The following is a 22,483-nucleotide window of genomic DNA, read 5'->3' on the forward strand; positions in this document are numbered from 1 at the left end:
CGAGATCGAGGATTCATGGTGAACCTGAGCAACACGGAGGCGGCCGGCCACCGAAGCCGGCCCTCGAGTCTGGCGGACCTCGTGCGCAACATGAGCTACGAGGTGATGCCGTTCAAGAAGACCGAGCAGGATGTCGTCGATCACGTGCCCACGACGGTCCCCCTCACGGTCACCGTCACCGAGGCGAAGGGGATCGACGCCACGCTCGGTCTCACCGAGCGCTTGCTGGGGCACGGGTACCAGGTCGCCCCACACCTGCCGGCCCGGCTGTTCGTCGACGACAAGCACGTCGCGGACGTCGTTGGCCGCCTCGGCAACGCGGGAGTGAAGTCGGTCTTCGTCGTGGGGGGTGACACGCACACGCCGACCGGTCGGTTCACCGGCGCATTCGACCTTCTGCAGGCGATGCAAGAGCTCGGCCACCCGTTTCAGGACGTGGGGATCGGCGGCTACCCCGAAGGACACGGAGCCATCCCACAGCAGGCGATCGAACAGGCCCTGAGGCTGAAGGCGCCGCTGGCGAGCCGTGTCCTGACGCAGATCTGCTTCGACGCGAGCACGACCAGCCGGTGGGCGGCCGACCTCGTCACCGCCGAGATCGACCTGCCGGTCTTCGTCGGTATACCGGGGCCGGTCAGTCGGCAGAAACTCATCCGCATCTCCGCGGGCATCGGGCTCGGCCAGTCGGCGCGCTTTCTGCAGAAGCAACAGAGCCTGCTCTGGCGGTTCCTGCTGCCCGGCGTCTACAACCCGACGAAGCTGGCCAGGCAACTCGGCGCGGCGGCCCCCAGGACTGACAACAACATCTCCGGGCTGCACATCTTCACGTTCAACGAGCTCCGCAGAACCGAGCTCTGGCGTCGGGAACTGCTGGCCTCATTGGCCGAAAGGGAGGACAGGTCATGACCGGGGACCTCGCCGAGGACTACGGCCGCCTCATCGTGCAGGGCGCCGATCAGCCGGGCATCGTGTCCCGGGTATCGACCGTGCTGGTCGAGCAGGGCGCCAACATCGTGTCCCTCGACCAGTCCACGAGCGACCCGACGGGAGGCCGGTTCTTCCAGCGCACCGTCTTCCATCTGCCCGGCCTGTCGGTCAGGCTGGACGAGCTCGACCAGGCGATCGAGGAGAAGCTGGTCGACGGCCTGGGTCTGACCTACCGTCTGGTGGAGGCCAAACGGCACAAGCGGGTCGCCATCCTCGTGTCCAAGGCCGACCACTGCCTGCTCGACCTGCTGTGGCGGCAGCGCCGCGGCGAGCTGCGTATGAGCATCCCGATGGTCATCTCCAACCACCCGGACCTGGGCGACGACGTCCGCCGGTTCGGCATCCCGTTCTTCCACGTCCCCGTGGAGAAGGACGGGAAGGCCGCTGCTGAGAAGGAGCACCTCAATCTGCTCAAGGGCAACGTCGATCTGCTCGTTCTCGCCCGTTACATGCAGATCATCTCGGGTGGCTTCCTGGACGAACTCGGCGTACCGGTGATCAACATTCACCATTCGTTCCTGCCCGCGTTCATGGGCGCGGGCCCCTATCAGCGGGCGAAGGAACGCGGCGTCAAGTTGGTGGGGGCGACGGCGCATTACGTGACCGAGGACCTGGACGAGGGCCCCATCATCGAGCAGGACGTCATCCGCGTCTCGCACCGGGAGTCCGCGCGCGAACTGCAGCGCAGGGGCGCCGACGTCGAGCGGCTCGTGCTGTCCCGGGCCGTGTCCTGGCACTGCGACGACCGTGTCGTCCGCGACGGCAACTCCACCGTCGTCTTCTAGGGAGTTCGAGTGACCGCGAAGATTCTGGACGGCCGCGCCGTCGCAGCAGGCATCCTCGACCGGGTGCGGGAGGATGTCACCGCCCTCGTCGCCGAGCACGGTCGGGTTCCGGTTCTGGCAACCGTACTCGTCGGCGACGACCCTGCCTCGCACACCTACGTCGGCATGAAGGCGAATCGGTGCGCGAAAGTCGGCATCCACTCTCTTCGCATCGACCTGGACGCGGACATCACCACCTCGGCCCTGGTCAAGCAGATCCATGAGCTCTCGGCCGACCCCACCGTCGACGGGATCCTGCTCCAGCACCCGGTACCGGACCACATCGACGAACGAGCCGCCTTCGAGGCGATCGCGCCGTCCAAGGACGTCGACGGAGTGACGCGGACGTCGTTCGCGACGATGGCCTTCGACGAGGGCGGCTTCACGTCAGCCACCCCCGGCGGGATCATGGCCCTGCTCGACGCCCACGCCATCCCGCTGACGGGCCGGCACGCGGTCGTCGTCGGCCGCAGCCCGATCCTCGGCAAGCCGGTCGGCATGCTGCTGCTCGCCCGCGACGCGACGGTGACCTACTGCCACTCCCGGACCGCCGGGCTGGCCGACCACGTCTCGCACGCCGACATCGTCGTCGCCGCGGCCGGTAGCCCGGAACTGATCCGCGGTGACTGGATCAAACCCGGTGCCGTCGTGGTCGACGCGGGCTACGCCGACAACCGCGGAGACGTCGAGTACGGCGCCGCCGCCGAGCGGGCGTCGTACATCACCCCGGTTCCCGGCGGCGTCGGACCGATGACCATCGCCACGCTGATCGCGCAGACCGTCGAGGCAGCCCGGCACCACGAATCGGCGAGGTGAGGGAGGGACATGAAAAAGGCACATGACAACTACATCCTCGACATCGCACAGAACCGGCGTGGCTACGCGCTCAACCGGCTGTGCGGATCACTGAGGCACGCGGAGAACCGGGAGCGGTTCACCGCGGACGAGGCAGCCTACTGCGACGCGTACGGACTGTCGCCCGAGCAGAAGAAGGCCGTTGTCGAACGGGACTGGATCGGAATGCAGGATCTCGGAGCCTCCATTTTCTACACGTTCAAGCTCGCGATGATGGACGAGAAGTCGATGCAGTACCTCGGTGGCGTGTTCACCGGGATGACAACAGAGGAGTTCGCGGCGGAGCTGCGGTCGGGAGGGCGGAGGTTTGGCTGAGGTGATCTGGGGTCTGGCGACCTCGCACGTCCCCTCGATCGGGGCTGCCATGGACCATCACAAGACCGACGACCCGTACTGGAAACCGCTGTTCGACGGGTACGCGCCTGCCCGTGAGTGGATGGCCGAACACCGGCCTGATGTCGCGATCGTCGTCTACAACGACCATGCCAACGCCGTGGACCTGGACCTGGTCCCCACGTTCGGCATCGGCACGGCCGACTTCTACGCCGTCGCCGACGAGGGCTGGGGACGCCGCCGCGTGCCGCCGGTGATCGGGGCCCCGGAGCTGAGCGAGCATCTGGTGCGCGAGCTGATGGACTCGTCGTTCGACATCGCCACCTTCCACCAACTCGACGTCGACCACGGCCTCACCGTGCCGCTGTCGGTGTACTGCCCGGAGCCGGGCGACGCCTGGCCGTGCCCGGTGGTCCCGATGCTGGTCAATGTGATCCAGTACCCGCAGCCGACCGCGGCGCGCTGCCACGCGCTCGGACAGGCCCTGGGGCGGGCGATCCGTTCCTACCCGAAGGATGTCAAGGTCGCTGTCTTCGGAACCGGCGGTATGTCGCACCAACTGTCCGGCGCCCGGGCGGGGTTGATCAACAAAGAGTTCGACACGATGTTCCTCGAAGCCATCGAGACCGATCCCGGCAAGCTCGCCGCCCTCACCCGGGAGGACTACATCAGGGATGCCGGCACCGAGGGGATCGAGCTGATCATGTGGCTGGTCATGCGTGGTGCCCTCAGCGACAACATCCGCCGCGTCCACGACACTTACCACGTCCCGGCGTCCAACACCGCTGCGGCGCTGGCGCTGTTCGAAGATCTCGGTGCCAAGGGCACGGTGGTCCTGTGAGCACGTTCGTCCTGCTGCACGGCGCCTGGCACGGCGGCTGGGTGTGGCAACGTGTCGCACCGTTGCTCCGCGCCGCCGGTCACGAAGTGCACACGCCGACGCTCACCGGGGTCAGCGACCGGGCACACCTGTTGACCCCCTCTGTCGGGCTCGGCACTCACATCGAAGACGTCGTGGCGCTCATCGAGGCCTACGACGCGCGGGACGTCGTCCTCGTCGGCCACAGCTACGCAGGTCAGGTCGTGACCGGCGTGGCCGACCGCGTCCCGCAGCGCCTGGCGCAACGGGTCTACCTCGACGCGTTCGTGGGGGACGACGGCGAGTCCGCCATCGATCTGCAGCCGGAGAAGGTCGCGGGCCACTACCGGGAGTCGGTCGCCGGCCCCGGCTTCGGATGGCTCATCCCGGTCCGGTCCCTGCAGGTCCTCGGAGTTACCGAAAAGCCCGACGTGGACTGGCTGAGTGCCCGTCTGACCCCGCATCCGTGGCTCACCTACACCGAGCCGCTCCGGCTCACCGGCGCTGCGGACCGCGTGCCCGCGGCGTTCATCGAGTGCACGGACTGGATCCGCGTGTTCCAGGCGCACGCGGAACGCGCGGGAACGAGGGGCTGGCCCGTGCACACGATCGCCACCGGGCACGAGGCCATGGTCACCGCGCCCGACGCACTGGCGGACCTGTTGCTGACCGTTGCAGCTACCTGAGCCCATAAGGACGAACCATGGAATTTCTGGTCCGCACCGAAAACCTGCTGCCAGTGGACACATCCGACGAGATCCGCGAGAAGCTGCGCGCGGCCGAGCGTGAGCGCGCGATGGAGCTCCGCGAGGCAGGGATCCTCAAGCGACTTTGGCGTGTACCCGGCCGCAACGCCACCATCGGGTTGTACGAGGCGGTGGACCCGGCCGCGCTGCACGACGCGCTCACCTCGCTGCCCATGTGGAAGTGGATGGATGTGTCCGTCGAAGCACTCGCCGCACACCCTCAGGAACGTGCTTGACCGTTCCAGCTCCGGGATCCCGGGAACGGTCAGCTCGGTGGCGGTACCAGCCCCTCCCGGATGGCCAGGAGCGCCGCCTGGGTGCGGGAGGCCAATTTGAGTTTGGCCAGTACATTGCTCACATGGGTGCGGGCGGTGCGTTCGCTGATGACCAGGTGACGGGCAATGTCCCGGTTGGACTGGCCCTCTGCCACGAGGGCGAGGATCTCCCGCTCGCGGATGGTCAGCGCGGTCAGACCGACGCTGGGTGCGGCCATGCGTCGGGTGAGTCGACGCGCGACGGCCGTGTTCAGGTGCACGTCTCCGGCCGCGGCGGCGCGGACGGCGGTGACCACCTCGTCGGGATCGGCGTCCTTGAGGAGATAGCCGGCCGCGTTGGCGGCGAGCGCGGCGTGCACCCGTTCCACCTCGCCGAAGCTGGTGAGGATGACGACTTTCACGTCCGGGTAGGTCTCGGTGATCTCCTCGGTGGCCGCTACGCCGCCCATGCCCGGCATCTGGAGGTCCATCAGCACGACGTCCGGCAGGGGCTGCCCGAGAACGTGCCACTCCCGCAGCAGGGCGAGTGCCTGCTCGCCGTCGGCGGCTTCTCCGATCATCCGGAACGCCGGAACCGTGGCGATGTAGGCCAGCAGGCCCCGCCGTACGATCGTGTGGTCGTCGACCACCATGATCCGGATGACGTCCGACGCGGTCATGGGCTCATTCATCGCTTCTTCCTTCCTCTGCGCCGGAGGCATACCACGCCGCCGGCAGTGTCACCGCGACCCTCCAGCCCGTCCCGGGCCGGGGACCGGCGATCAGCTGTCCGCCCCATCGCTCGGCGCGTTCGCGCATCGACACCAGTCCGAGATGAGGCGAGCGGTCGGCTGCGGCGTCCGCTGCCGGGTCCGCTCCGCTGCCGTCGTCCGAGACCTCGACGTACAGGCCCTCCAGGAACAGTCCGTCAGCCGGGACGCCCGCATCGAGCGGGGCGTCACCACCGCCCTCGACCAACGCGAAGCGAATGTCCACGCAGGCGGCGTGGGCGTGTTTCACCACGTTGTGCAGGGCCTCCTGGACGATGCGGTACAGGTCCTCCTGTATGTCGATTCCATAGCCCAGCTCCAGGCCCGCGAGAGCTCTCACCCGTACGGCCAACCCGGTGCGGCTCTCCACGCTCGCGGCGTGCGCCCGGACCGCGTCGACCAGGCCGTGTTCGCTCAGGTCCAGCGGGCGCAACTCGAAGACGAGCCGACGTAGATCGGCGAGCGCGCTGTCGGACAGTTCGGCGAGTTCCTCGGCGCCGTCGTACATCGCGGCCGCGTCGGGAACGGCGCTGTCGAGCTGGGCACGAAGGGCTTTCGCCTGCATCCGCATGGAAAACAGCTGCTGGACCACCGAGTCGTGCAGGTCCCGGGCGAGCCGCCGGCGCTCGTCCTGCTGGGCGCGGGAGCGGGCTTGCGACAGCAGTGCGGCGGTGTCGATGGCAACGGCGGCGTGGTCGGCCATGGTCTCCAGGAACGCCAGAGAGCCTGCGCCGGGATCCTCCCCGGGGAGGTAGTAGGTGTTGATCACGCCGACAGGACGGCCACGTACCACGAGGGGCATGGCGACGAAACCGTCCCAGTCCGGGCGGTCCATGAACTCGTGCAGCGGGGCCCAGCGGGGATCCGCCATGATCGCCGCCTTGCGGTGCGGGACCACGACCGGCCGCCTGCCGAGGAAGGCGTCGAAGAAGTGCACCTTGGCGCCCCTCCGGCGACAGGCGGCCAGCCGCTCGGTGAAGTCCGTGACGTCCCCGAAGCCCGCCATGCCCAGAACCCGCAGCTCGTCCGCGGGGTTGTCGACGGCCAGAATCTGAACGGCTGCGATGTTCGCGGTCAGCACGATCTCCCGCGCGACCGCGTCGAGGGTCGCGTGCAGTGAGCCGGCGTCGGCGACGCTCGACGCCGCACGAGTGATGGCGGTCAGACGCTCCTGCTGTCTGCGCGCCCCGGTCACGTCACTGAACCACACGGCGTATCCCGCTTCCCCTAGGGGCTTCTTCCGGTACTCAAGATCACGGCAGCGACCGTCCGGGCCCCACCATGACGTGGGCAACGACTCCGCGAAGGGACGGTCCCCCTCCTCGTGGACGGGGAAGGGCGCGGTCCGCCCTGTCAGCCCGGCAGCGGGCAGGCCCAGGATCCGGGCCGCCGCGTCATTGACGACCACGAAGCGGCCCTGCGAATCGACCACCGCCAGCCCGTCCGCCGACACCTCCATGAGCGTCTGAAGCAGCAGGTCGGCGCTCACGTCGAAGGGAGCGGCGAGCGTCAGCGGGTCCACCTCATCGTGCACCTTGTCATCATCAACTGCCCGGCCGTTCTCGCCAAGCCCGTGGTCTCGTGCGCCCTCACAGGTAGAGCTTGGGGTTGATCGGTATGCCGTTCTCTTTACAGTAGGACTCGTAGTGGTTGATGTACCACCACACATCGAGGGTCTCGATGAAGCCGCCCTGGTCGTCGAAGAAGTCGATCGGCCCCTGGAGCCAGCCGAAGAGCTTGACGCCCTCGGGGTGGTCGCTGACCAGGGTGTGCGAGAGCCCCGGGGTCTCGTAGATGAAACCGCCGGGCTCCGCGACCCAGTCGTATTCGAGATAGCGGCAGCTGCCCTCCAGGCAGACCATGACGACCGTGCCCCGGTGGTTGTGCGTGCCGATGACGCCGGGGCCCTTGATCCACAGAATGTTGCTGAAGGTGTTGCTGCGTACATCGAATGCCAGGTGGCGGATTGCCGCGCCCTCCCCGAAGGGAACCCAGGGGCTCTCCTCCTCGGACATGCCGATGTGGCTGCCGTCCACGCCATAGCGACCGATCACGTCCTTGTACAGCTGCGGCGTGTCCACGATCTTGTACGCCGTGGACGGCGGAACCGACATTCCGGTCTTGTTCGATTGGGTCACGAGATGCCTCCTTGCATCCGGTTCAATCACCCTGAGAGTAGGCCGGGAGTACATCGCTGTCCCGAGCCCGGGGGCCCGGCCGGCCCCGTGCGGTCCGGCGGACCGGACCGCGACATTCGACGTAGGGCCGGGGTGTCCCCCTTGGGCTGTTGACCTCAGACGGCCGGGGCGGAGTGCTCGCCCAGATAGCTCGCAAGGATCAGCTCGCGGTCCCCGGCGAGTTCCCCGGCGGGCCGTTCGAGAGTGATCTCGCCGTGCGCCAGTACGTACCCCCGGTCGGCGACCTCCAGTGCCAGCTCGATGTGCTGTTCGACGAGCAGGATCCCGCACCCGGTCTCGTCGGCGAATCGGCGGATGACGGGGAGCAGCCGCTCGACGATCACCGGGGCCAGCCCGAGGCTCAGCTCGTCCAGGAGCAGCAGCCGGGGCCGCCGGGCGAACGCCCGGCCGACGGCGAGCATCTGCTGCTCACCGCCCGACAGCAGCCCGGCACGCCGGTTCCGCAGCCGGGTCAGGGCGGGAAAGCGCGTGTACACCTCGTCCGCGTCGAGATGTTCGCCGCGGTGGCCCAGCCGGAGGTGCTCGGCGACGGTGAGCCCGAAGAAGACTCCGCGGCCCTCGGGGACGTGGGCGATCCCCCGCTTGGCACGGACGCTCGGAGGAGCCTTCGTCAGCGGCTCGCCTTCGAAGAGGATGGCTCCGCCAAGGGGGCGGACCAGCCCGGAGACGGCCTTCAGCGTGGTGGTCTTGCCGGCGCCGTTGGCGCCGAGCAGCGCCACCACCTCACCGCGCCCGACGGTGAGCTCCACGTTCCGGACGGCGGGGACGCCGTCGTACCCGGCGGTGAGTCGCTCGATGCGCAGGACCGGCTCGTTCATGATGTCTCCTGCTCTGCTCCGGCCGCCGAGCTGCCCAGGTAGGCGGCGACGACGTGCGGGTCGTTGCGTACCTGGGCCGGCGGCCCGGAGGCGATGACCTTGCCGAACTCCAGCACCACGACGGTGTCGCACACGTCGAGGACGAGTGCCATGTCGTGGTCGACCAGCAGCATCCCCGTGCCGGCGTCGACGACGCGGCGCAGCCGACGCCCCAGCCGGATGCTCTCCTCGCTGTCCAGACCGGCCGCGGGCTCGTCGAGGCAGATGACGCGTGGACGGCCGGCGAGGGCGCGGGCGACGCCGACCAGCTTGCGTTCGCCCTGCGAGAGATCGACGGCCTGTGTACCGGCCCGGTCCGTCAGACCGACGACGGACAACGCCTCCTCGACATCGGGGCCCGGGTCCGTCGGCTTGGTGAAGGTCTCCCGGAAGGCGGCGGCCCATCCGGAGCGCCGGTCGGCGGCCACGGCCACGTTCTCCGCGACACTGAGGCCGTCGAACAGTTCGATGCTCTGCCAGGTCCGTGCCAGCCCCTGTCGGACCCGGCGGTGCGGCCGCAGGCCAGTGAGGTCGCCGCCGTCCAGCTCCACCCGGCCGGCGTGGCGGACGAAGCCGGTCACGGCGTCGATGAACGTGGTCTTGCCCGCGCCGTTGGGACCGATGAGCCCGACCAGGTGCCCCGGCTCGACGTCGAGATCGACTCCGGAGAGGGCGTGCACGCCGCCGTAGCTGACGCTGAGGTCCCGTACCGACAGTCCGCTCACCGGGTCACCCCCGCGGGGCGAACGCCGGTCTCGGCCGTCGGCATGTCCGTTTTCCCGTCCGGGTCCGGCGGCGCTTCGCGCTTGAGGCGTCTGTTCTGCTTGCTCCGGTGGCGGGCTCCGGCCACGCCGTCCGGGTTCATCACCAGGGTGACGATCAGGGACACCCCGGCGAACAGCAGCGCCCAGGTGCCGCTGACCCCGAACCACTCGTGGAGGGCGTGCGGGACGAGCGCCTCCGTGGAGAGCAGCCCGGCGAACACCGCACCCGAGACCATGGTGATCCCCCCGACGTAGGCGAAGGCCAGGAGGCCGAGGGAGGCCAGAGCCGTGAAGCGGCCGCCGCTGACAGAGGAGAAGTTGTAACCGTAGAGGGTGCCCGCGGTCCCGGCCGCGAAGGAGCTGATCGCGACGGCCGCGACCTTCACATTGCGTACGTTCACCCCCGCCGCAGCCGCGGCGCGCTCATTGGACCGTACGGCGAGCATCTGCCGTCCGAGCGAGGTGCGGCGCAGATTGGCGACGTAGAGGCCGAGCGCCACGGTGACGGCGAGCACCAGGAAGCCGAACAACGGGCTGGGCTGGGAGCCGTCCAGACCGCGGAAGGACGCGTCCGTCCCGACGGAGATGCCGAACACCTCCGGGGACGGGACCCGCACACCGCCCAGTCCGCCGAAGGAGGAGTTGGCGAACAGGGCCTGCTCCACGGCCAGGGCGGCGGCCAGGGTGACCACGGCGAGACTCACTCCGCGCACCCGCAAGGCCAGCACCCCGATCGCGACACCCAGCACGGTCGCCCCGGCCACCGCGATCAACGGGCTGAACGGGAACGGAATGTGCGCGCCGACCGCCAGGTGGGACAGCAGGAAACCCGCCGTCCCGGACAGAGCGAGCTGCACTACGGAGATCTGACCGACATATCCGGTGATCACGATCAGGGACATGATGATCACGGCTCCGATGAGGGAGTTGGTCAGCGCCTGCCGGAAGTCGAACGGGAAGACCACCAGCGCGACGGCGCAGGCGGCCGCCGACAACAGTGCCGTCCGCAGCAGCCGCTCCGGTACCGGCACGATGGGAAGCCGGGCCTGCGTCTCCTCACCCCGACCGGGCAGCTCGGCCCCCCGCAGGAACAGCGCAATGATCATGACCACGAAGACGAGGAGCTGTGGCATGCCGGGCATGGCGTTGCCGTTGTCGCTGGGAAACCAGCTCTGCGCCGAGAGGTAGGTGAGCAATGACTGGAGTACGCCGATGAGGAGCCCGGCCGTGCAGGCGATCCCCAGCGAGGTGAACCGGGCGAACAGAGCTGCCGCGAGCGCGGGCACGACCTGCAACGGCAGGGTCGTCGAGTCGAGTTGCACGATGGGGGCCGCCAGCACACCGAGCCCGCCGGCGACAAGGCCGGCGATCAGGGTGTTGACCAGGGAGATCTCCTTGGTCGACAGCCCTGCGAGCAGTGCCGCCTGTTCGTTCTCCGCCGTGGCACGGGTGGCCAGGCCGAAGCGGGTCCACCGGTACAGAGCCACCAGTGCCACCGTCAGCGCGATCACGATGCCCGCCAGGACGAACCGGTCGACGGGGATGATGGCGCCGAGGACGGTCACCGTGTTGTCGGGGAGGAGGCTCGGTATCTGGCGCGGCTCGGTGCCGAACCCGAGCAGGACGGCGGCCTGCGCCGTCAGGAGCAGCCCCAGTGACGCAGCCAGTTTGGCGAGGGGCGGGGCGTTCCTGAGCGGCCTGAAGGCGAGGTATTCGCTGAGCAGAGCGGCCAGCGTCGCCGCCACGAGGGCCCCGGCCAGCGACAGGCCCGGCCCCAGGGACGCACCGAATTGGTCGGTCCGCAGGGCCCAGAATGCGTAGCCGGCCAGCATCGCCACCGCACCGGTGGCGAGGTTGATGATGCCGGAACCGCGGTAGGTGACGACGACGCCGAGCGCCATGCCGGCGATCAGGGCGCCTTGTCCCAGACCGAGCAGCGCGAAGAGCAGCAGTTGTTCCATGGACCATCCGTCCGTTCACTCGTTCCGCCGGTCAGGCCGGGGGACGCAGCCAGCCGGTCGCGGGGGTGAACTCGCCCTTGCCCTTGTACTGGTAGAAGCGGGCCTGGTCGTTGCAGACCGCGGGGGCGTCGGAGTACTTGCCGCATGCCACCTTCGGTGCGCCCATGATCACGGGGCCCTGGAACCTGGCGAGCTCCGCTCCGACCGTCTTCGGGGTGATCTTGTCCGCGCCGACCGCGTTCAAGACCTTGGTGTAGGTGAGGACGGAGGTCCAGGAGACCGCGGCCCACACCTTGCCCTGGTCGTCCTTGCTCAGTCCGGCACTGGTCGAGGCCTTCGTGTACGCCTTCACGTCGGGAGCGGAACTGTCGGACGGCAGGGTCTGGGCCACGCCGTACGTCCACTTCGGCAGGTCGCCGCCCAGCCCCTCGGCCACATCCGGTGACAGACAGATCGGTGTGGAGACCACCGGCTTGGTGCTGCCGAGTTGCTTGAGCGCCTTGGCCACACCCACGCATCCCTGGCCGGCGGTGATGGGCACGATGACGTCGGCGCTCTGGCCGCCGGCGGCGGTCACCGGACCGAGCAGGTCGGTCGCCTGCGCGTCGAAGCCGACGGACTTGACCTTGATCCCCGCCTTCTCCATCGCCTCGCCGGCGGCCTTCGCCGCGATCTTGTCCGATGGTGTGTTGGTGTGGACGACCGCGGCCGTCCTGGCGTGCAGCACATCCCTGCTGTACGAGCCCCAGGGCCCGAACACGTGCGACAGGTCGCCGAAGACGATGGAGGTGTTCTTCGCCGTCGGCACGGACGGACCGGTGGCCACGCTGACCAGTACCGGCTTCTTGCCCGCGAGCACCGAGTTGAACGACTGGTCGCCGACGAAGACGTTACCGAACGCGACAGCCGGCACCGCCGAATCGTTGAGCATCTCCTGACCGCATCTCTGGCCTTCTTCCTCGGCTGCCGCGATCTCGCAGACCTTCAGGGCCAGTGGATGACCGTCGATACCGCCGAGCTCCTCGTTGACGTACCTGACGGCGGCCTGTGCGCCCTTGGTCGCCTCGGGCGCGCCGTTGGCGGTCCCCTCGACGTTCACCCAGCCGAGGGTGACGGGCGGCAGGGCCGTATCGGCCTTCTTCCTCTCGCCACCGACGTAGCCGAGGTAATCGGTCACGCCGTCCTCCACCTTCTCGCCCGCCGAGGTCTCGGCGGACGCCGCGGCGGCATTCGCCGGGTCCGTGGACGTGCCGCCGTCGGACGAACCGCCGCACGCGGAGGTGAGCAGGACCGCCCCGATGACCGGAGCGAGCCAGCGCCGGTTCACCCCACTCCCTGCACCCCGCACAAATGGCTTCACGCTCATCGTGGTCCTCTCTGGAACAGCATGGAGGGCCGGATGAGGCCCCATCGCCTGAATGTGAGCCGGAATCTAGGCCCCGCGGCAATTGGGCGGGAACACGACGAATGGCGCGGGCTGCCGAGCGCCATGACGTTCCCCGGGTACGTCACTTGTCCCGGCTCGGGCCCTCGGGGCGCGGCGGCCGGGAGGGCGGGACACATGTCGTAGCCGACCATGGTCATCCGGGCGGGCGGAAGACGTCATTCGCACCGGGACAGACCTGAGGGCCGGCGCCTACCGTGCTCGTGGCAGGGCAAGTCGTCGGCACGAGGCCACATGAGGAGTCCCATGACGAGGTCGGGAAGGCTGCGCGTCGCCGTCGTGGGCGCCGGGGCCTTCGGGATCAAGCACCTCGACGGCCTGATGAACATCGACGGCGTCGAGGTCGTGTCGATCGTCGGCCGAAAACGCCTGCAGGCCGAGCTGGTCGCTGCCCGGTACGGCGCCGGACATGCCACCACTCAGCTGGACGAGACACTGGTCCGCGACGACGTGGACGCGGTGATCCTGTGTACGCCCACCCCGTTGCACGCCGCGCAGGCGATCGCAGCCATGCGTGCGGGCAAGCACGTCCAGGTCGAGATTCCGCTGGCGCAGAGCTGGGCCGACGCGGTGGACGTGGCCAGGACGGCGGAGGAGACCGGCAGGGTCTGCATGGTGGGGCACACACGCCGTTTCAACCCGTCCCATCAGTGGATCCACGACCGGATCACCGCGGGTGAGCTGTCGATCCAGCACCTGATCGCGCAGACCTGCTTCTTCCGCCGCACCAACACCAACGCCCTGGGGCAGCCCCGGAGTTGGACCGACCACCTGCTGTGGCACCACGCGGCGCACACCGTCGATCTGTTCCAGTACCAGACCGGTGAGCCGGTGACCGTCGCCAACGCGATGGCGGGGCCACTCGACGAGCGGCTCGGCATCGCGATGGACATGTCCATCCAGCTGGCCACGGAGACGGGCAAGCTCTGCACCCTGTCACTCAGCTTCAACGACGACGGTCCGCTCGGTACCGGCTTCAAGTACATCGGCGACACCGGCACCTATCTCGCCCGCTACGACGACCTGGTCTCGGGCCGCGGCGATCCGGTCGACCTCACGCCGTACACCCGGGTCAGCGCCAATGGCGTCGAACTGCAGGACCGGGAGTTCGTCACCGCCCTGCGCCAGGGGCGCGCGCCCAACGCGAGCGTCACCGACGTCCTGCCCTGCTACGGAGTGCTCGACCAGCTCGAATACCGGCTCACCGCACCAGCCGGCTGATCGAGATCCCCATCAGGACCGAGTCCCGTCGCCTGGGTCGATTCGTCGAACGGTCGCCACGGCTGATGGCCGGCCTTCGTACGGCGTGCGCCTTCACCAGGAGCTCCGGCCGCGCAGCGGACGGCCGACTGCTCGGAACGAGCCGCTCTTCTCGTCATGGACCTACGGTGGGGGTAACTGCGCAATGAGCACTTCCAGGGAAACCGACGTCGCCGGTGCGATTCGGGACGCACTTCTGCGCGGCGACTACGTACCGCGCCAGCGCCTGGTCGAGGCGGACATCTGCGAGCGGTTCGGTGTCAGCCGGTCCGGCGTGCGATCGGCCTTCCAGCAACTGGCCGCGGAGGGGCTCGTCGAGATCCAGCACAACCGCGGCACTCGCGTCAGAGAGGTCACCTTCGCCGAGGCCGTCGAAATGACCGAGGCGCGCATGGTCCTGGAAGGCCTGATCGCCGCCCGCGCGGCCGAGAGGATCAGCCGTACGCAGGCCGAGGAGTTGCGCGAGACTGGCACGGACATGGCGAAGGCCGTATCCGACGGTGAACTGATGACGTACAAGGATCTCAGCGTCCGCCTGCACCGATCTGTACGCGACATCGCCGGCCACGAGGCGGCGAACCAGATCCTCGAACGGCTGCGCGCCCAGGTGGTCCGACACCATTCCATGCTCTCGTTGGTGCCCGGACGGGCCCATGCCTCACTCCCCCAGCACCGGCGCATCATCGAGGCGATCGTCGCCGGGGACCCAGCGAGAGCCGAAGCCACCATGCGGGACCACGTTTCCGGCGTGGTGGATGCGCTGCGGGCCCTGGCAGTAGCCCAGGGCCGCGCCGGCTGATCCACGACCCGGCACGGCAAGGGCCGGCAGTGCCCTCCGGGCCAGAACATGGTGTTGTCGCCGGCGAAGCTCTCCGGCACGTCCTGGATGACGTCCCAGTGCTCGACGATCTGCAGCTGTCTGCCGTTCTCGAAGACGAGGAGGAACTCCGACCTGCTCGTCCGTTTCGGGCACCGAACCGAAATCGACGGGCTCGGTGAGTTCGAAAGTGGTGTTCACATACTGCTCGGTGTTCGGGCCGCGGAACCGACTGTCACGCCGGTCGGCCTCGCTCTCCACCACAGCGAGGCCGACGGCGAAGGATCCGCCGATGGCCCGGTGCCCTCGGTCTCCAGGTCACCCGCGACCTGTTCGGTGCGGCCCTCGGCCGTCGTGTGCCGCCGGAACAGCCCTCGCCGACACGGTAGCCGCCGGTGAGCCGCTGCCCACCTGCCACGAGCTGTCTCCCCCGGGTGTCTGTGCGGGACGCTCACGCTCCACGGCCCGAGCCGGAGTTCTGGACCACCTTTCTGGCCCAGGCGATTTCGAGCTTGCCGGTCGGGGTTCGGGGCAGGGCATCCGTCAGGACGACGGAACGCGGCACCTTGTACCCGGCCAGGCACCGCCGGACCCAGTCGCGTATGTCCTCGGCGCTGACAACAGCACCCGGTGACACCGCGACGACGGCTGCCACCCGTTCGCCCCAGGTGCCGTCAGGGACACCGACGACGACGCAATCGGTCACACCGGAGTGCGTCAGCAGCACGTTCTCCACTTCCTGCGGGTGCACCTTCTCCCCGCCGGTGTTGATCACACTCGAGCCGCGCCCGAGAAACCTGATCGCGCCGTCGGACTCGATACCGGCGAGATCGCCGGGGATCGCGTACCGGACCCCGCCGATGGTGCGGAACGTGCCGGCACTCCTTTCGGCGTCCTTGTGGTAGCCGAGCGGCATGGGCCCGCTGTAGGCGAGGATCCCGGTCTCGCCGCTGCCGGGTTCGACGAAACGGTCACCGTCGCCGATCACTCTGGTCTGTGGCACTGGGTGGAACCGAGCGGGGAGGTCGCGTACCGACGAAGTGACCGCGAAGGCGAAGGGGCCGCCCTCGCTGGAGGCGATGGCGTCGATGACCGTCACCTCGGCGCGCTCGTGCAGCTCCCTCTTCAGCCGGTCGTCGAGCGCGGTGCCGGAGCTGATGATCCTGCGCAGCGAACGCAGGTCGTGCGGCGTGCCGACCTGCTCGGCGTGCACGAGTTCGTCGACGAGCGGCCGGCAGACGGCGTTGCCGGCGACGATGACCGTGTCGACGCCCTGCCCGGCGACCGTGTGCCACACGTGCTCCGGGATGAGACCACCTTGTTTTGCGGTGACCGCGCGGCCGCCCACCAGCAGGGCGCCCATGGTGTTGAACAGTCCGGTGGCGTGCATGAGCGGTACGACCGGCATCGTGGTCGGTGCACGCTTTTGGTGGTTGGCCGCGACCGCGATGGCGACGGCCTCGTCGAGGGTCGCGGGCAGCTCCGTGACCCCGAGCGGGTGGTAGACGGGGACGGTGAGTGAGTGGAGCAGGTCGGACTGCTGCCAGACGACTCCCTTGGGTTTGCCGGTGGTGCCCCCGGTATACATGAAGAGCCGGTCCGTTCCTGGCCGCGGCCGAGGTGCGCGCGGTGCGTGCGCCGCGAGGAGGTCCTCCAGCTCTGGTGCGTCGGGCCGGGTCGGCCCCTCGCTGGGGGTACCTCCCACGTGAAGCTGTGGGGCAGGGTCCGCCACGCTCACGAGCAGTTTGAGCGTCTGTACGTGTCCCGCGGCGTGCGTGACCCGATCCGCCAGAGAACTGCTGAAGACGAGCGCCGCCGCGTCGGCGTCGGTGAGAAGTTCGGACAGTTCCTCGCCGGTGTAGCGGTAGTTGGCGTTCGCAGGCACGGCACCGAGCTTGAACGCGGCGAACACCGTCTCCAAGTAGGCGGCGCCGTTGTACAGGTAGCAGGCCACGGTGTCGCCCGCCCGTACTCCCGCCTCCTCCAGCGCGGCGGCCAGCCGTGAAGCGCGCTCGTCGAACTCCCGATAGGTCAGCTCGCGGCCGGGGTCGGCGATGGCGACGGCACCGGGCAGGGCGCGGGCGACCGCCTCCCAGATCGTGCCGATGGACACGTCCATTCCTCGGACCTCCTCGTCCTCGGTGCCAGGACAGCTCGTGCTCGGACGGATCGCACAGCCGCGCACACCTCCTGAGCTACCTACTCCGCCGGGTCCTGTCGGGGGTCGGCCGGATTCGGCGGGCAGTGGACGCCCAGGCTAGGCAGGTGTCGCCCGGAGCGGGAAGGCGAGCAATGACTGAACCGGGCAGGCGCTTCGACCAGGCGATGAACAGGTCGAATGACGTAGACCAGGTGCGGATGCGCCAGGCTACGATGCCGCGAGCAGCTCCCGACAGCGACACATGTCCCGGTTCCCCCGGGACACGGGACGGCAGCCTGAGCCGTCATCGGGCCGATCCTTCGGCCCCCGCACGTTCCTACGCTCGGGGAATCGCCAAACCGACCACCGGCTCAGGAGGACAACATGCTCGACGGTCGAGTCGCCATCGTCGCAGGTGCGGGCCGCGGCCTGGGACGGGCCCACGTCCGTGTGCCGGCGGCGGGAGCCATCGTCGTCGACGACCTCGAATGCGACGTGGCCGCGGCGGCCTCCAAGGGGCGATCGTCGCGATGACGCGGACCTGGACGCTGGAACTCGCGAAGATCGACGTCACCGTCAACGCCCTCGTGCCCACCGCGCTGACCCGCATGGGCGCCGGCATGCCCCGCTCGGCGGACGACGTCGCCACGGTGATCGTTTACCTGGCGTCGAAGGAGTCGGCCGGCATGACCGGGCAGGCCATCGCCGCCGGAGACGACAGGATCGCCCGGTGGACGCGTCCCGGGGAGGTGGCGGACCAGCTCCGTCCGAGCGGCTGGACGACGTCCTCGGTGAGCGAGCTCTTCGCCGGCGCTTACGCAGACCGTCCGCAGGACTTCAGGCCAGCGCCGTTCGGACTCGAAGCCATCGGAAGCATCTGACCCGCTCCCTCACGACCGGAACACGAAGGTCGGCATGAACCGCGGCCGAACGGCCACGGCTTCGCTCAGGCCCCTCCCGGAGTCGGACCTCGCCCCCCGGGCACCACCTGAAACTTCCCGCATGCCGGCGCCACGGCCGGATTGGATCCGTCCGGGCGCGGCCGGTCGGCCGCGCCCCCGAAACCACCAGGAGAGCCGCATGTCCCAAGACGTTGGTACGAGACCAGAGGAACAGCCGACTCCCACCGTGCGGACCGGACTGCTCATCGACGGCAAGACAGTCGAGACCGACGACCACACCGCCGTCCGCGATCCCGCCGCCCCGGACCGGATCGTCGGGTACGCCGCCGCGGCGACCCAGGAGCAGGCCCGTGCAGCGGTCGCCGCAGCCGACGCCGCGTTCCCCGGCTGGGCCGCTACGCCCGCCCGCCGACGCGCGGAGATCATCGCCCAGGCGCTCACCCTGCTGGAAGACAGCACCGCCGAACGCGCGGCCCTGATGACCCGCGAGAACGGCAAGATCTCCTTCGAGAGCCAGGTCGAGATGGCGGTCTTCGCCGGGCGCACCCGAGGGGCACTGGATCTGGTCGACACCCTCGACCAGGTGCGGCACCTTGACGGCCCGCCGCTGGCCTCGCGGATCCATCGACTGCCCATGGGCGTGGTCACCATCATCGTGCCGTTCAACTGGCCGATCGCGATCCTCGGGGCCAGCCTGCCGCACGCGCTGCTCGCCGGGAACACCGCCGTGGTCAAGCCCCCGCCCACCGTCCCGCTGGCGATGGTGCGCACCCTGGAACTGTTCGCCGCGGGCCTGCCGGCCGGCGTGCTCAACGTCGTGACCGGCAGCAACGATGCGGTAGCCCCCATCCTCACCGACCCGCGAGTACGAAAGATCGTGTTCACCGGCAGCACCGCCGCCGGCAAGCACATCATGACTGCCGCCGCGCAGAACCTCGCCCCGGTCACCCTCGAACTCGGTGGCAACGACCCCGCGATCTTCCTGGACGACGCCCAGCTGGACGACGAACACATCGGCCGCCTGGTACAGGGCACGTTTCTGACCAGCGGACAGGTCTGTATGGCCGTCAAGCGGGTGTACGTCCACCGGTCGCGCTACGACGAACTCGTCGGCAAACTCACCACCGCCCTCGGCTCCCAGCAGGTGGGCCCCGGCTCCGACCCGGCCTCGACCATGGGCCCTCTCAACAGCGCAGCCCAGCGCGACACGGTCACCGCCATGCTGGCCGAGGCGGCCGACGCGGGAGCCGAGGTCCGCGAACTGGGCACCCTGGACCCCGGCGCGGCCACCTCCGGGGGCCACTTCCTGCGCCCGGCCCTCGTCCTCAACCCCGACCCCGGCCTGCAGATCGTCACCGAGGAGCAGTTCGGACCCGCCCTGCCGATCCTTCCGTTCGACGACGTCGAGACCGTCCTGGACCACGTCAACAACGACTGGTCGGGGCTGTGCTCCTCGGTCTGGAGCGGCGATCCCGCTCGCGCCGCCGCCCTCGCGGAGCGGCTGCGCACCGGAACCACCTGGATCAACCACGCCAACGCCGTCGTGTGCGACGACCGCGCCCCGTTCGGCGGCTTCCGCCAGAGCGGCATCGGACGCGAAATGGGCCCGGACGGCCTGCTCACGTTCACCGAGGCACACACCATCACGGTGCCAGCCGGCTGACCCCCTCCTCCTGCGGACTGTGCCCCCCGACCGGCGTCTGCGACCGGGGGCACAGTCGGGTTCCCGGTGGACCGTCAAAGGAGCGATACGGAGACCGCGGGGTACGGCGTGCCGGCGTCCCCTCGAGCCGGATCACGTCCATCTGGTCGGAGCGGGATGACGACAGAGGTCAACCGGACGGATCTGGAATCCGAGCCATGCTCACAGCGCGTGCGGCTGGCTTCTGTCGGAGCAGGTCGGGGCGCGCGTCGGCGAGGGCGAAAGCCCGTTTGCGGCCCTCCACGATCGCGGGATCGATCTGGTGGACGCGGACACGGTCGTCCAGCTCGAGCGCGTCGGTCCGGTTGTCCGGGCCGATCCGTACCCCGCCGATCTTCCCCTGCGGGATCGGCGTCCCGGGGTGGTCGATGAAGTGCTCGCGGATGTCGTCGTAGGAGGCGGTGCCACCCAGCTCGACCAGGCGGCGCAACACCGCGCGGGCGCCAGGCATCAGGGCGGCGACGGTGTCGAACAGCAGCCGGTCCGTCCAGCCCTCCCAGAGGTCGTCGCTGCTGAGGGTTTCCGGGCCCGGCCGGGGTTCGGGCGCGGGGGCTCTGGCCAACCGCTCGTCACGGCTGCGGGGTTGAGCCAGCCCCTGCACCACACCGGCCGGATCCTCCGGCACCGCGTAGATGGTCTCGATCGGGGAGAGCGCCCTGTGGAGCAGGACGTGTCCACGACTCCGGACAGGGGCGGCGCTTCTCCGAGGCGTATTTCCGGCATCACCAGGACCGGCTGAGGACCCGCGGGCCGTCAAGCGCTGCTTCGGACAGGCCGGCGCGACGCTCGGCTCGCCGGCCGGGGAGGTGGACCTCGTCGACTTCCTGATCGTCGCCTTCCTGCGGACCAGCGAGCCAGGCGTCTACCGGATGCCGGGACGCCACCGCGGCGAACTGACCGGCACCAGCATCGACCCGGCGCTGCGCCGCGACTCCAGGCGGCCACCGCTGTCAGAGCCACGGAGGCGATCAGCCAGGCGCTGCCGTCACGCCCATCACCTCGGCGGTGCCGATGCCGAAGGCCGGGACGGAGACGCCGACCACGGAGTAGACCCGACAGATTCGGTGCACCAGCCGGACCGATCCCTGGGCCGATTCCTGCTCGGGTCCGTCGGCCAGTGCCTGGCGCGCGTAACGCGGGACCTGGCTGGCCGCGATGGTGACCTGTCCGATGAGCAGGACCGCCGCCAGCACGTGGATGCTGAGCAGGAAGTTGGCCATGAGGGTGTCTTTCCTTCGCACGCACGCACGCTGAGGCGGGGCGTCAGGGGCACGGTTTCGTTCTGGCTTGAACCGGGCCGACGGTTGATCACGGCGTTGCCCGGAGGTCCGGTCCTGCGATTGACCGGTGCTCGGTCTCCTTCGAGTCGAAGCCGCGCAGCCCGACACTGCGTCACAGCCGGTACGACCTCGGTGGCAGCCGCTTCACCTCGCTCCGTGGGCCTGTGTGTGATGTCTCGGCCGGCACCTGCCGCACCATGCCGCCGCCAGTCCCGCCCCGCCAGGGCGACCAGAGTGCGGCCGCGCGCTGGCGGATGGGATTGGCCCGGACGAGGTCCTGCTCGATCGCCCACAGGTAGAACTGGTTGACCGTGGAGACCTCCCGGTCCCAGCTGGTTTCCAAGCGAGGTCCATGGTCGTCGCGACGACGCCACCACTCGTATGCCGCTCGGTCGTCCATGGTCGCGTCGCACCAGTCATGCCGGCCTCGTGCGAACACAGGAAGTCGAAGTACGGGCGCAGGTCCGGGCATGGGCGGCTTGGGTGTTCCACGGTGACGACGCAAGCCACACCGAGCAGTACCGGTTCAGCGGCACGTCGTACCGACCCGCCGGACTGATCAGGAAGGGCTGCCCCTCGGGTACGCACAGATCGTCCAACCTCTCATTGAGACCGGCGAACAGAGCGCTGAACTCCCGCATGAGCGGGGTCTCTTCGCGCGGTCATGGCAGGTCTCGGCGAGTGAAGTGCACCCGCCAACCCGTGATCGACATGACGGTGGACGATGGCCCGTGGGCAGCTCAACAGCGCATGACCGAAGTGGGACGGGTTCCGGGCAGGGGTCTCCGTCGACGCGGGCCGGGTGGTGCTGTGCTCCAGGCGCGGCACCGAAATGGGGCCAGCGTTCCCGGTGGTTGTGGCCGGGTGGCCGCGCAGCTGCCGGACTCGACCGCCCTGGACGGCGAGCTGGTCGTGTGGGACGCGGCGGGCCGCCTCGCGTTCGAGCGGTTGCAGAACCGGCTTGCCCGGCGCGGTGCCGGGGCGGTCCGGGCGGCGGCGGAGTGGCCGGCCCGCTTCGTCGCGTTCGATCTGTTGCGGCTGTCCGGGACGGACACGACCGGGTGGCCGTACCGGCTGCTACCGCCGCAACCACTTCGTCCCCGCCCCGAGGTCGCCTCGCTGACCGAGCCGAACGCCATGGCCGACCAGTGGGACCTGGATGACGAGAGCCGGCGTCTGCGGTCGAAGAGCCGCACCATCGGCGAGCACTTCGCCCACGAACAGCCGCTGCTGCGGCCACCGCCCCGCGAGGTGTCCGAGACCGGACGTGGGTTCACTCCGCGGGTCAACCGCCTCGGCCAGGGTACGGCTGGGTTCGACGGCCGGAGATCGACCCCTGATATCCGCGGGCTGCCATTTGTCGGAGAAATTGTGGTTCCGGTCAAGGGCAGGAGAGTTCCGGCCGCGCGGCGGACGGGACGCATGGGGTGATCCGCGCCAGGGCAGGGCTGATTGCCGTGAAGGGGCCGATGGCCAACGTCGCCGGAACGGCGTCCACGGAGGGATCGCGGTGAACGCAGGCGGGAGCGT

General features: G+C 69.3%; 24 protein-coding genes. 13 read left to right on the forward strand and 11 right to left on the reverse strand.

What is annotated here, in order from left to right; translation table 11 throughout:
- The first annotated feature begins 15 nt into the window (after positions 1 to 15).
- Genes ACFPIH_RS42270 through ACFPIH_RS42300 form a run of 7 tightly spaced genes read left to right on the forward strand, consistent with a single transcriptional unit; the run spans position 16 to position 4,840 of the window.
- Positions 16 to 906 (forward strand): methylenetetrahydrofolate reductase, encoded by an 891-nt coding sequence (locus ACFPIH_RS42270; protein ID WP_381183336.1) that lies wholly within the window; start codon positions 16 to 18, stop codon positions 904 to 906.
- The gene (gene purU / locus ACFPIH_RS42275) at positions 903 to 1,772 is read left to right on the forward strand and encodes a formyltetrahydrofolate deformylase (RefSeq protein ID WP_381183338.1); all 870 of its coding nucleotides are present in this window, start codon (positions 903 to 905) and stop codon (positions 1,770 to 1,772) included. The genes ACFPIH_RS42270 and purU overlap by 4 nt, the downstream gene beginning before the upstream one ends.
- A 9-nt stretch (positions 1,773 to 1,781) precedes the next feature.
- Entirely contained in the window at positions 1,782 to 2,627 is an 846-nt protein-coding gene (locus tag ACFPIH_RS42280; protein ID WP_381183340.1) for a bifunctional 5,10-methylenetetrahydrofolate dehydrogenase/5,10-methenyltetrahydrofolate cyclohydrolase, read from the forward strand.
- Between the two features lie 9 nt (positions 2,628 to 2,636).
- Positions 2,637 to 2,981: a protocatechuate 3,4-dioxygenase gene (locus ACFPIH_RS42285; RefSeq protein WP_381183343.1), complete on the forward strand. Its 345-nt coding sequence runs from the start codon at positions 2,637 to 2,639 to the stop codon at positions 2,979 to 2,981.
- Between the two features lies 1 nt (position 2,982).
- Complete coding sequence (locus ACFPIH_RS42290) at positions 2,983 to 3,840, forward strand: class III extradiol dioxygenase subunit beta (RefSeq protein ID WP_381183516.1); 858 nt, start codon at positions 2,983 to 2,985, stop codon at positions 3,838 to 3,840.
- Entirely contained in the window at positions 3,837 to 4,544 is a 708-nt protein-coding gene (locus tag ACFPIH_RS42295) for an alpha/beta fold hydrolase (RefSeq protein WP_381183345.1), read from the forward strand. The genes ACFPIH_RS42290 and ACFPIH_RS42295 overlap by 4 nt, the downstream gene beginning before the upstream one ends.
- Positions 4,545 to 4,561: 17 nt before the next feature.
- Entirely contained in the window at positions 4,562 to 4,840 is a 279-nt protein-coding gene (locus tag ACFPIH_RS42300) for a muconolactone Delta-isomerase family protein (RefSeq protein ID WP_381183348.1), read from the forward strand.
- Positions 4,841 to 4,869: 29 nt separating this feature from the next.
- On the opposite strand, the gene ACFPIH_RS42305 is transcribed toward ACFPIH_RS42300, so the two are convergent.
- The 7 genes from ACFPIH_RS42305 to ACFPIH_RS42335 all read right to left on the reverse strand — a co-directional run bounded on the left by ACFPIH_RS42305 (position 4,870) and on the right by ACFPIH_RS42335 (position 12,735).
- Positions 4,870 to 5,550 (reverse strand): response regulator, encoded by a 681-nt coding sequence (locus tag ACFPIH_RS42305; RefSeq protein WP_381183351.1) that lies wholly within the window; start codon positions 5,548 to 5,550, stop codon positions 4,870 to 4,872.
- Positions 5,543 to 7,162, reverse strand: a complete 1,620-nt coding sequence (locus ACFPIH_RS42310) for a PAS domain-containing sensor histidine kinase (RefSeq protein ID WP_381183352.1) — start codon at positions 7,160 to 7,162, stop codon at positions 5,543 to 5,545. Before ACFPIH_RS42310 ends, ACFPIH_RS42305 begins: the two co-directional genes overlap by 8 nt.
- A gap of 55 nt (positions 7,163 to 7,217) precedes the next feature.
- Positions 7,218 to 7,766 (reverse strand): 2,4'-dihydroxyacetophenone dioxygenase family protein, encoded by a 549-nt coding sequence (locus ACFPIH_RS42315; protein WP_381183355.1) that lies wholly within the window; start codon positions 7,764 to 7,766, stop codon positions 7,218 to 7,220.
- A gap of 155 nt (positions 7,767 to 7,921) precedes the next feature.
- Positions 7,922 to 8,644: an ABC transporter ATP-binding protein gene (locus ACFPIH_RS42320; RefSeq protein ID WP_381183358.1), complete on the reverse strand. Its 723-nt coding sequence runs from the start codon at positions 8,642 to 8,644 to the stop codon at positions 7,922 to 7,924.
- A complete protein-coding gene (locus ACFPIH_RS42325) occupies positions 8,641 to 9,408 on the reverse strand; it encodes an ABC transporter ATP-binding protein (protein ID WP_381183361.1) in 768 nt (255 codons plus the stop codon). The genes ACFPIH_RS42320 and ACFPIH_RS42325 overlap by 4 nt, the downstream gene beginning before the upstream one ends.
- Positions 9,405 to 11,408, reverse strand: a complete 2,004-nt coding sequence (locus ACFPIH_RS42330; protein ID WP_381183364.1) for an ABC transporter permease — start codon at positions 11,406 to 11,408, stop codon at positions 9,405 to 9,407. The genes ACFPIH_RS42325 and ACFPIH_RS42330 overlap by 4 nt, the downstream gene beginning before the upstream one ends.
- Positions 11,409 to 11,439: 31 nt before the next feature.
- Positions 11,440 to 12,735 carry an ABC transporter substrate-binding protein gene (locus ACFPIH_RS42335; RefSeq protein WP_381183367.1) on the reverse strand — a complete coding sequence of 432 codons (1,296 nt, stop codon included), beginning with the start codon at positions 12,733 to 12,735 and terminating at the stop codon, positions 11,440 to 11,442.
- Between the two features lie 363 nt (positions 12,736 to 13,098).
- Between ACFPIH_RS42335 and ACFPIH_RS42340 the strand changes: the two genes are divergently transcribed.
- Complete coding sequence (locus ACFPIH_RS42340) at positions 13,099 to 14,073, forward strand: Gfo/Idh/MocA family oxidoreductase (protein ID WP_381183370.1); 975 nt, start codon at positions 13,099 to 13,101, stop codon at positions 14,071 to 14,073.
- 184 nt (positions 14,074 to 14,257) lie between these two features.
- Complete coding sequence (locus tag ACFPIH_RS42345) at positions 14,258 to 14,911, forward strand: GntR family transcriptional regulator (protein ID WP_381183373.1); 654 nt, start codon at positions 14,258 to 14,260, stop codon at positions 14,909 to 14,911.
- 469 nt (positions 14,912 to 15,380) lie between these two features.
- Here the strand turns inward: ACFPIH_RS42345 and ACFPIH_RS42350 are convergent, their stop codons facing one another.
- A complete protein-coding gene (locus ACFPIH_RS42350) occupies positions 15,381 to 17,048 on the reverse strand; it encodes an AMP-binding protein (protein ID WP_381183376.1) in 1,668 nt (555 codons plus the stop codon).
- Positions 17,049 to 17,453: 405 nt separating this feature from the next.
- Between ACFPIH_RS42350 and ACFPIH_RS42355 the strand changes: the two genes are divergently transcribed.
- From ACFPIH_RS42355 to ACFPIH_RS42365, 3 genes are all read left to right on the forward strand, one after another.
- Positions 17,454 to 17,603: a hypothetical protein gene (locus ACFPIH_RS42355; protein WP_381183378.1), complete on the forward strand. Its 150-nt coding sequence runs from the start codon at positions 17,454 to 17,456 to the stop codon at positions 17,601 to 17,603.
- On the forward strand, positions 17,600 to 17,950 hold the full coding sequence (locus tag ACFPIH_RS42360) for a hypothetical protein (RefSeq protein WP_381183381.1): 351 nt from the start codon (positions 17,600 to 17,602) through the stop codon (positions 17,948 to 17,950). The genes ACFPIH_RS42355 and ACFPIH_RS42360 overlap by 4 nt, the downstream gene beginning before the upstream one ends.
- Before the next feature lie 199 nt (positions 17,951 to 18,149).
- Entirely contained in the window at positions 18,150 to 19,634 is a 1,485-nt protein-coding gene (locus tag ACFPIH_RS42365) for an aldehyde dehydrogenase family protein (RefSeq protein WP_381183384.1), read from the forward strand.
- Positions 19,635 to 19,803: 169 nt separating this feature from the next.
- On the opposite strand, the gene ACFPIH_RS42370 is transcribed toward ACFPIH_RS42365, so the two are convergent.
- The 3 genes from ACFPIH_RS42370 to ACFPIH_RS42380 all read right to left on the reverse strand — a co-directional run bounded on the left by ACFPIH_RS42370 (position 19,804) and on the right by ACFPIH_RS42380 (position 21,296).
- Positions 19,804 to 20,298, reverse strand: a complete 495-nt coding sequence (locus ACFPIH_RS42370; protein WP_381183386.1) for a hypothetical protein — start codon at positions 20,296 to 20,298, stop codon at positions 19,804 to 19,806.
- Positions 20,299 to 20,641: 343 nt separating this feature from the next.
- Complete coding sequence (locus tag ACFPIH_RS42375) at positions 20,642 to 20,914, reverse strand: hypothetical protein (RefSeq protein ID WP_381183389.1); 273 nt, start codon at positions 20,912 to 20,914, stop codon at positions 20,642 to 20,644.
- Positions 20,915 to 21,065: 151 nt separating this feature from the next.
- Positions 21,066 to 21,296, reverse strand: coding sequence for a hypothetical protein (locus ACFPIH_RS42380; RefSeq protein ID WP_381183392.1), 231 nt, complete (start codon positions 21,294 to 21,296; stop codon positions 21,066 to 21,068).
- Positions 21,297 to 21,817: 521 nt separating this feature from the next.
- On the opposite strand from ACFPIH_RS42380, the gene ACFPIH_RS42385 reads away from it, so the two are divergent.
- The gene (locus ACFPIH_RS42385; RefSeq protein ID WP_381183394.1) at positions 21,818 to 22,384 is read left to right on the forward strand and encodes a DNA ligase-like domain-containing protein; all 567 of its coding nucleotides are present in this window, start codon (positions 21,818 to 21,820) and stop codon (positions 22,382 to 22,384) included.
- Positions 22,385 to 22,483: the final 99 nt, after the last annotated feature.

The sequence above is a fragment of the Streptomyces vulcanius genome (genome assembly GCF_042653945.1).
Classification (GTDB): Bacteria; Actinomycetota; Actinomycetes; order Streptomycetales; family Streptomycetaceae; genus Streptomyces; species Streptomyces mangrovi.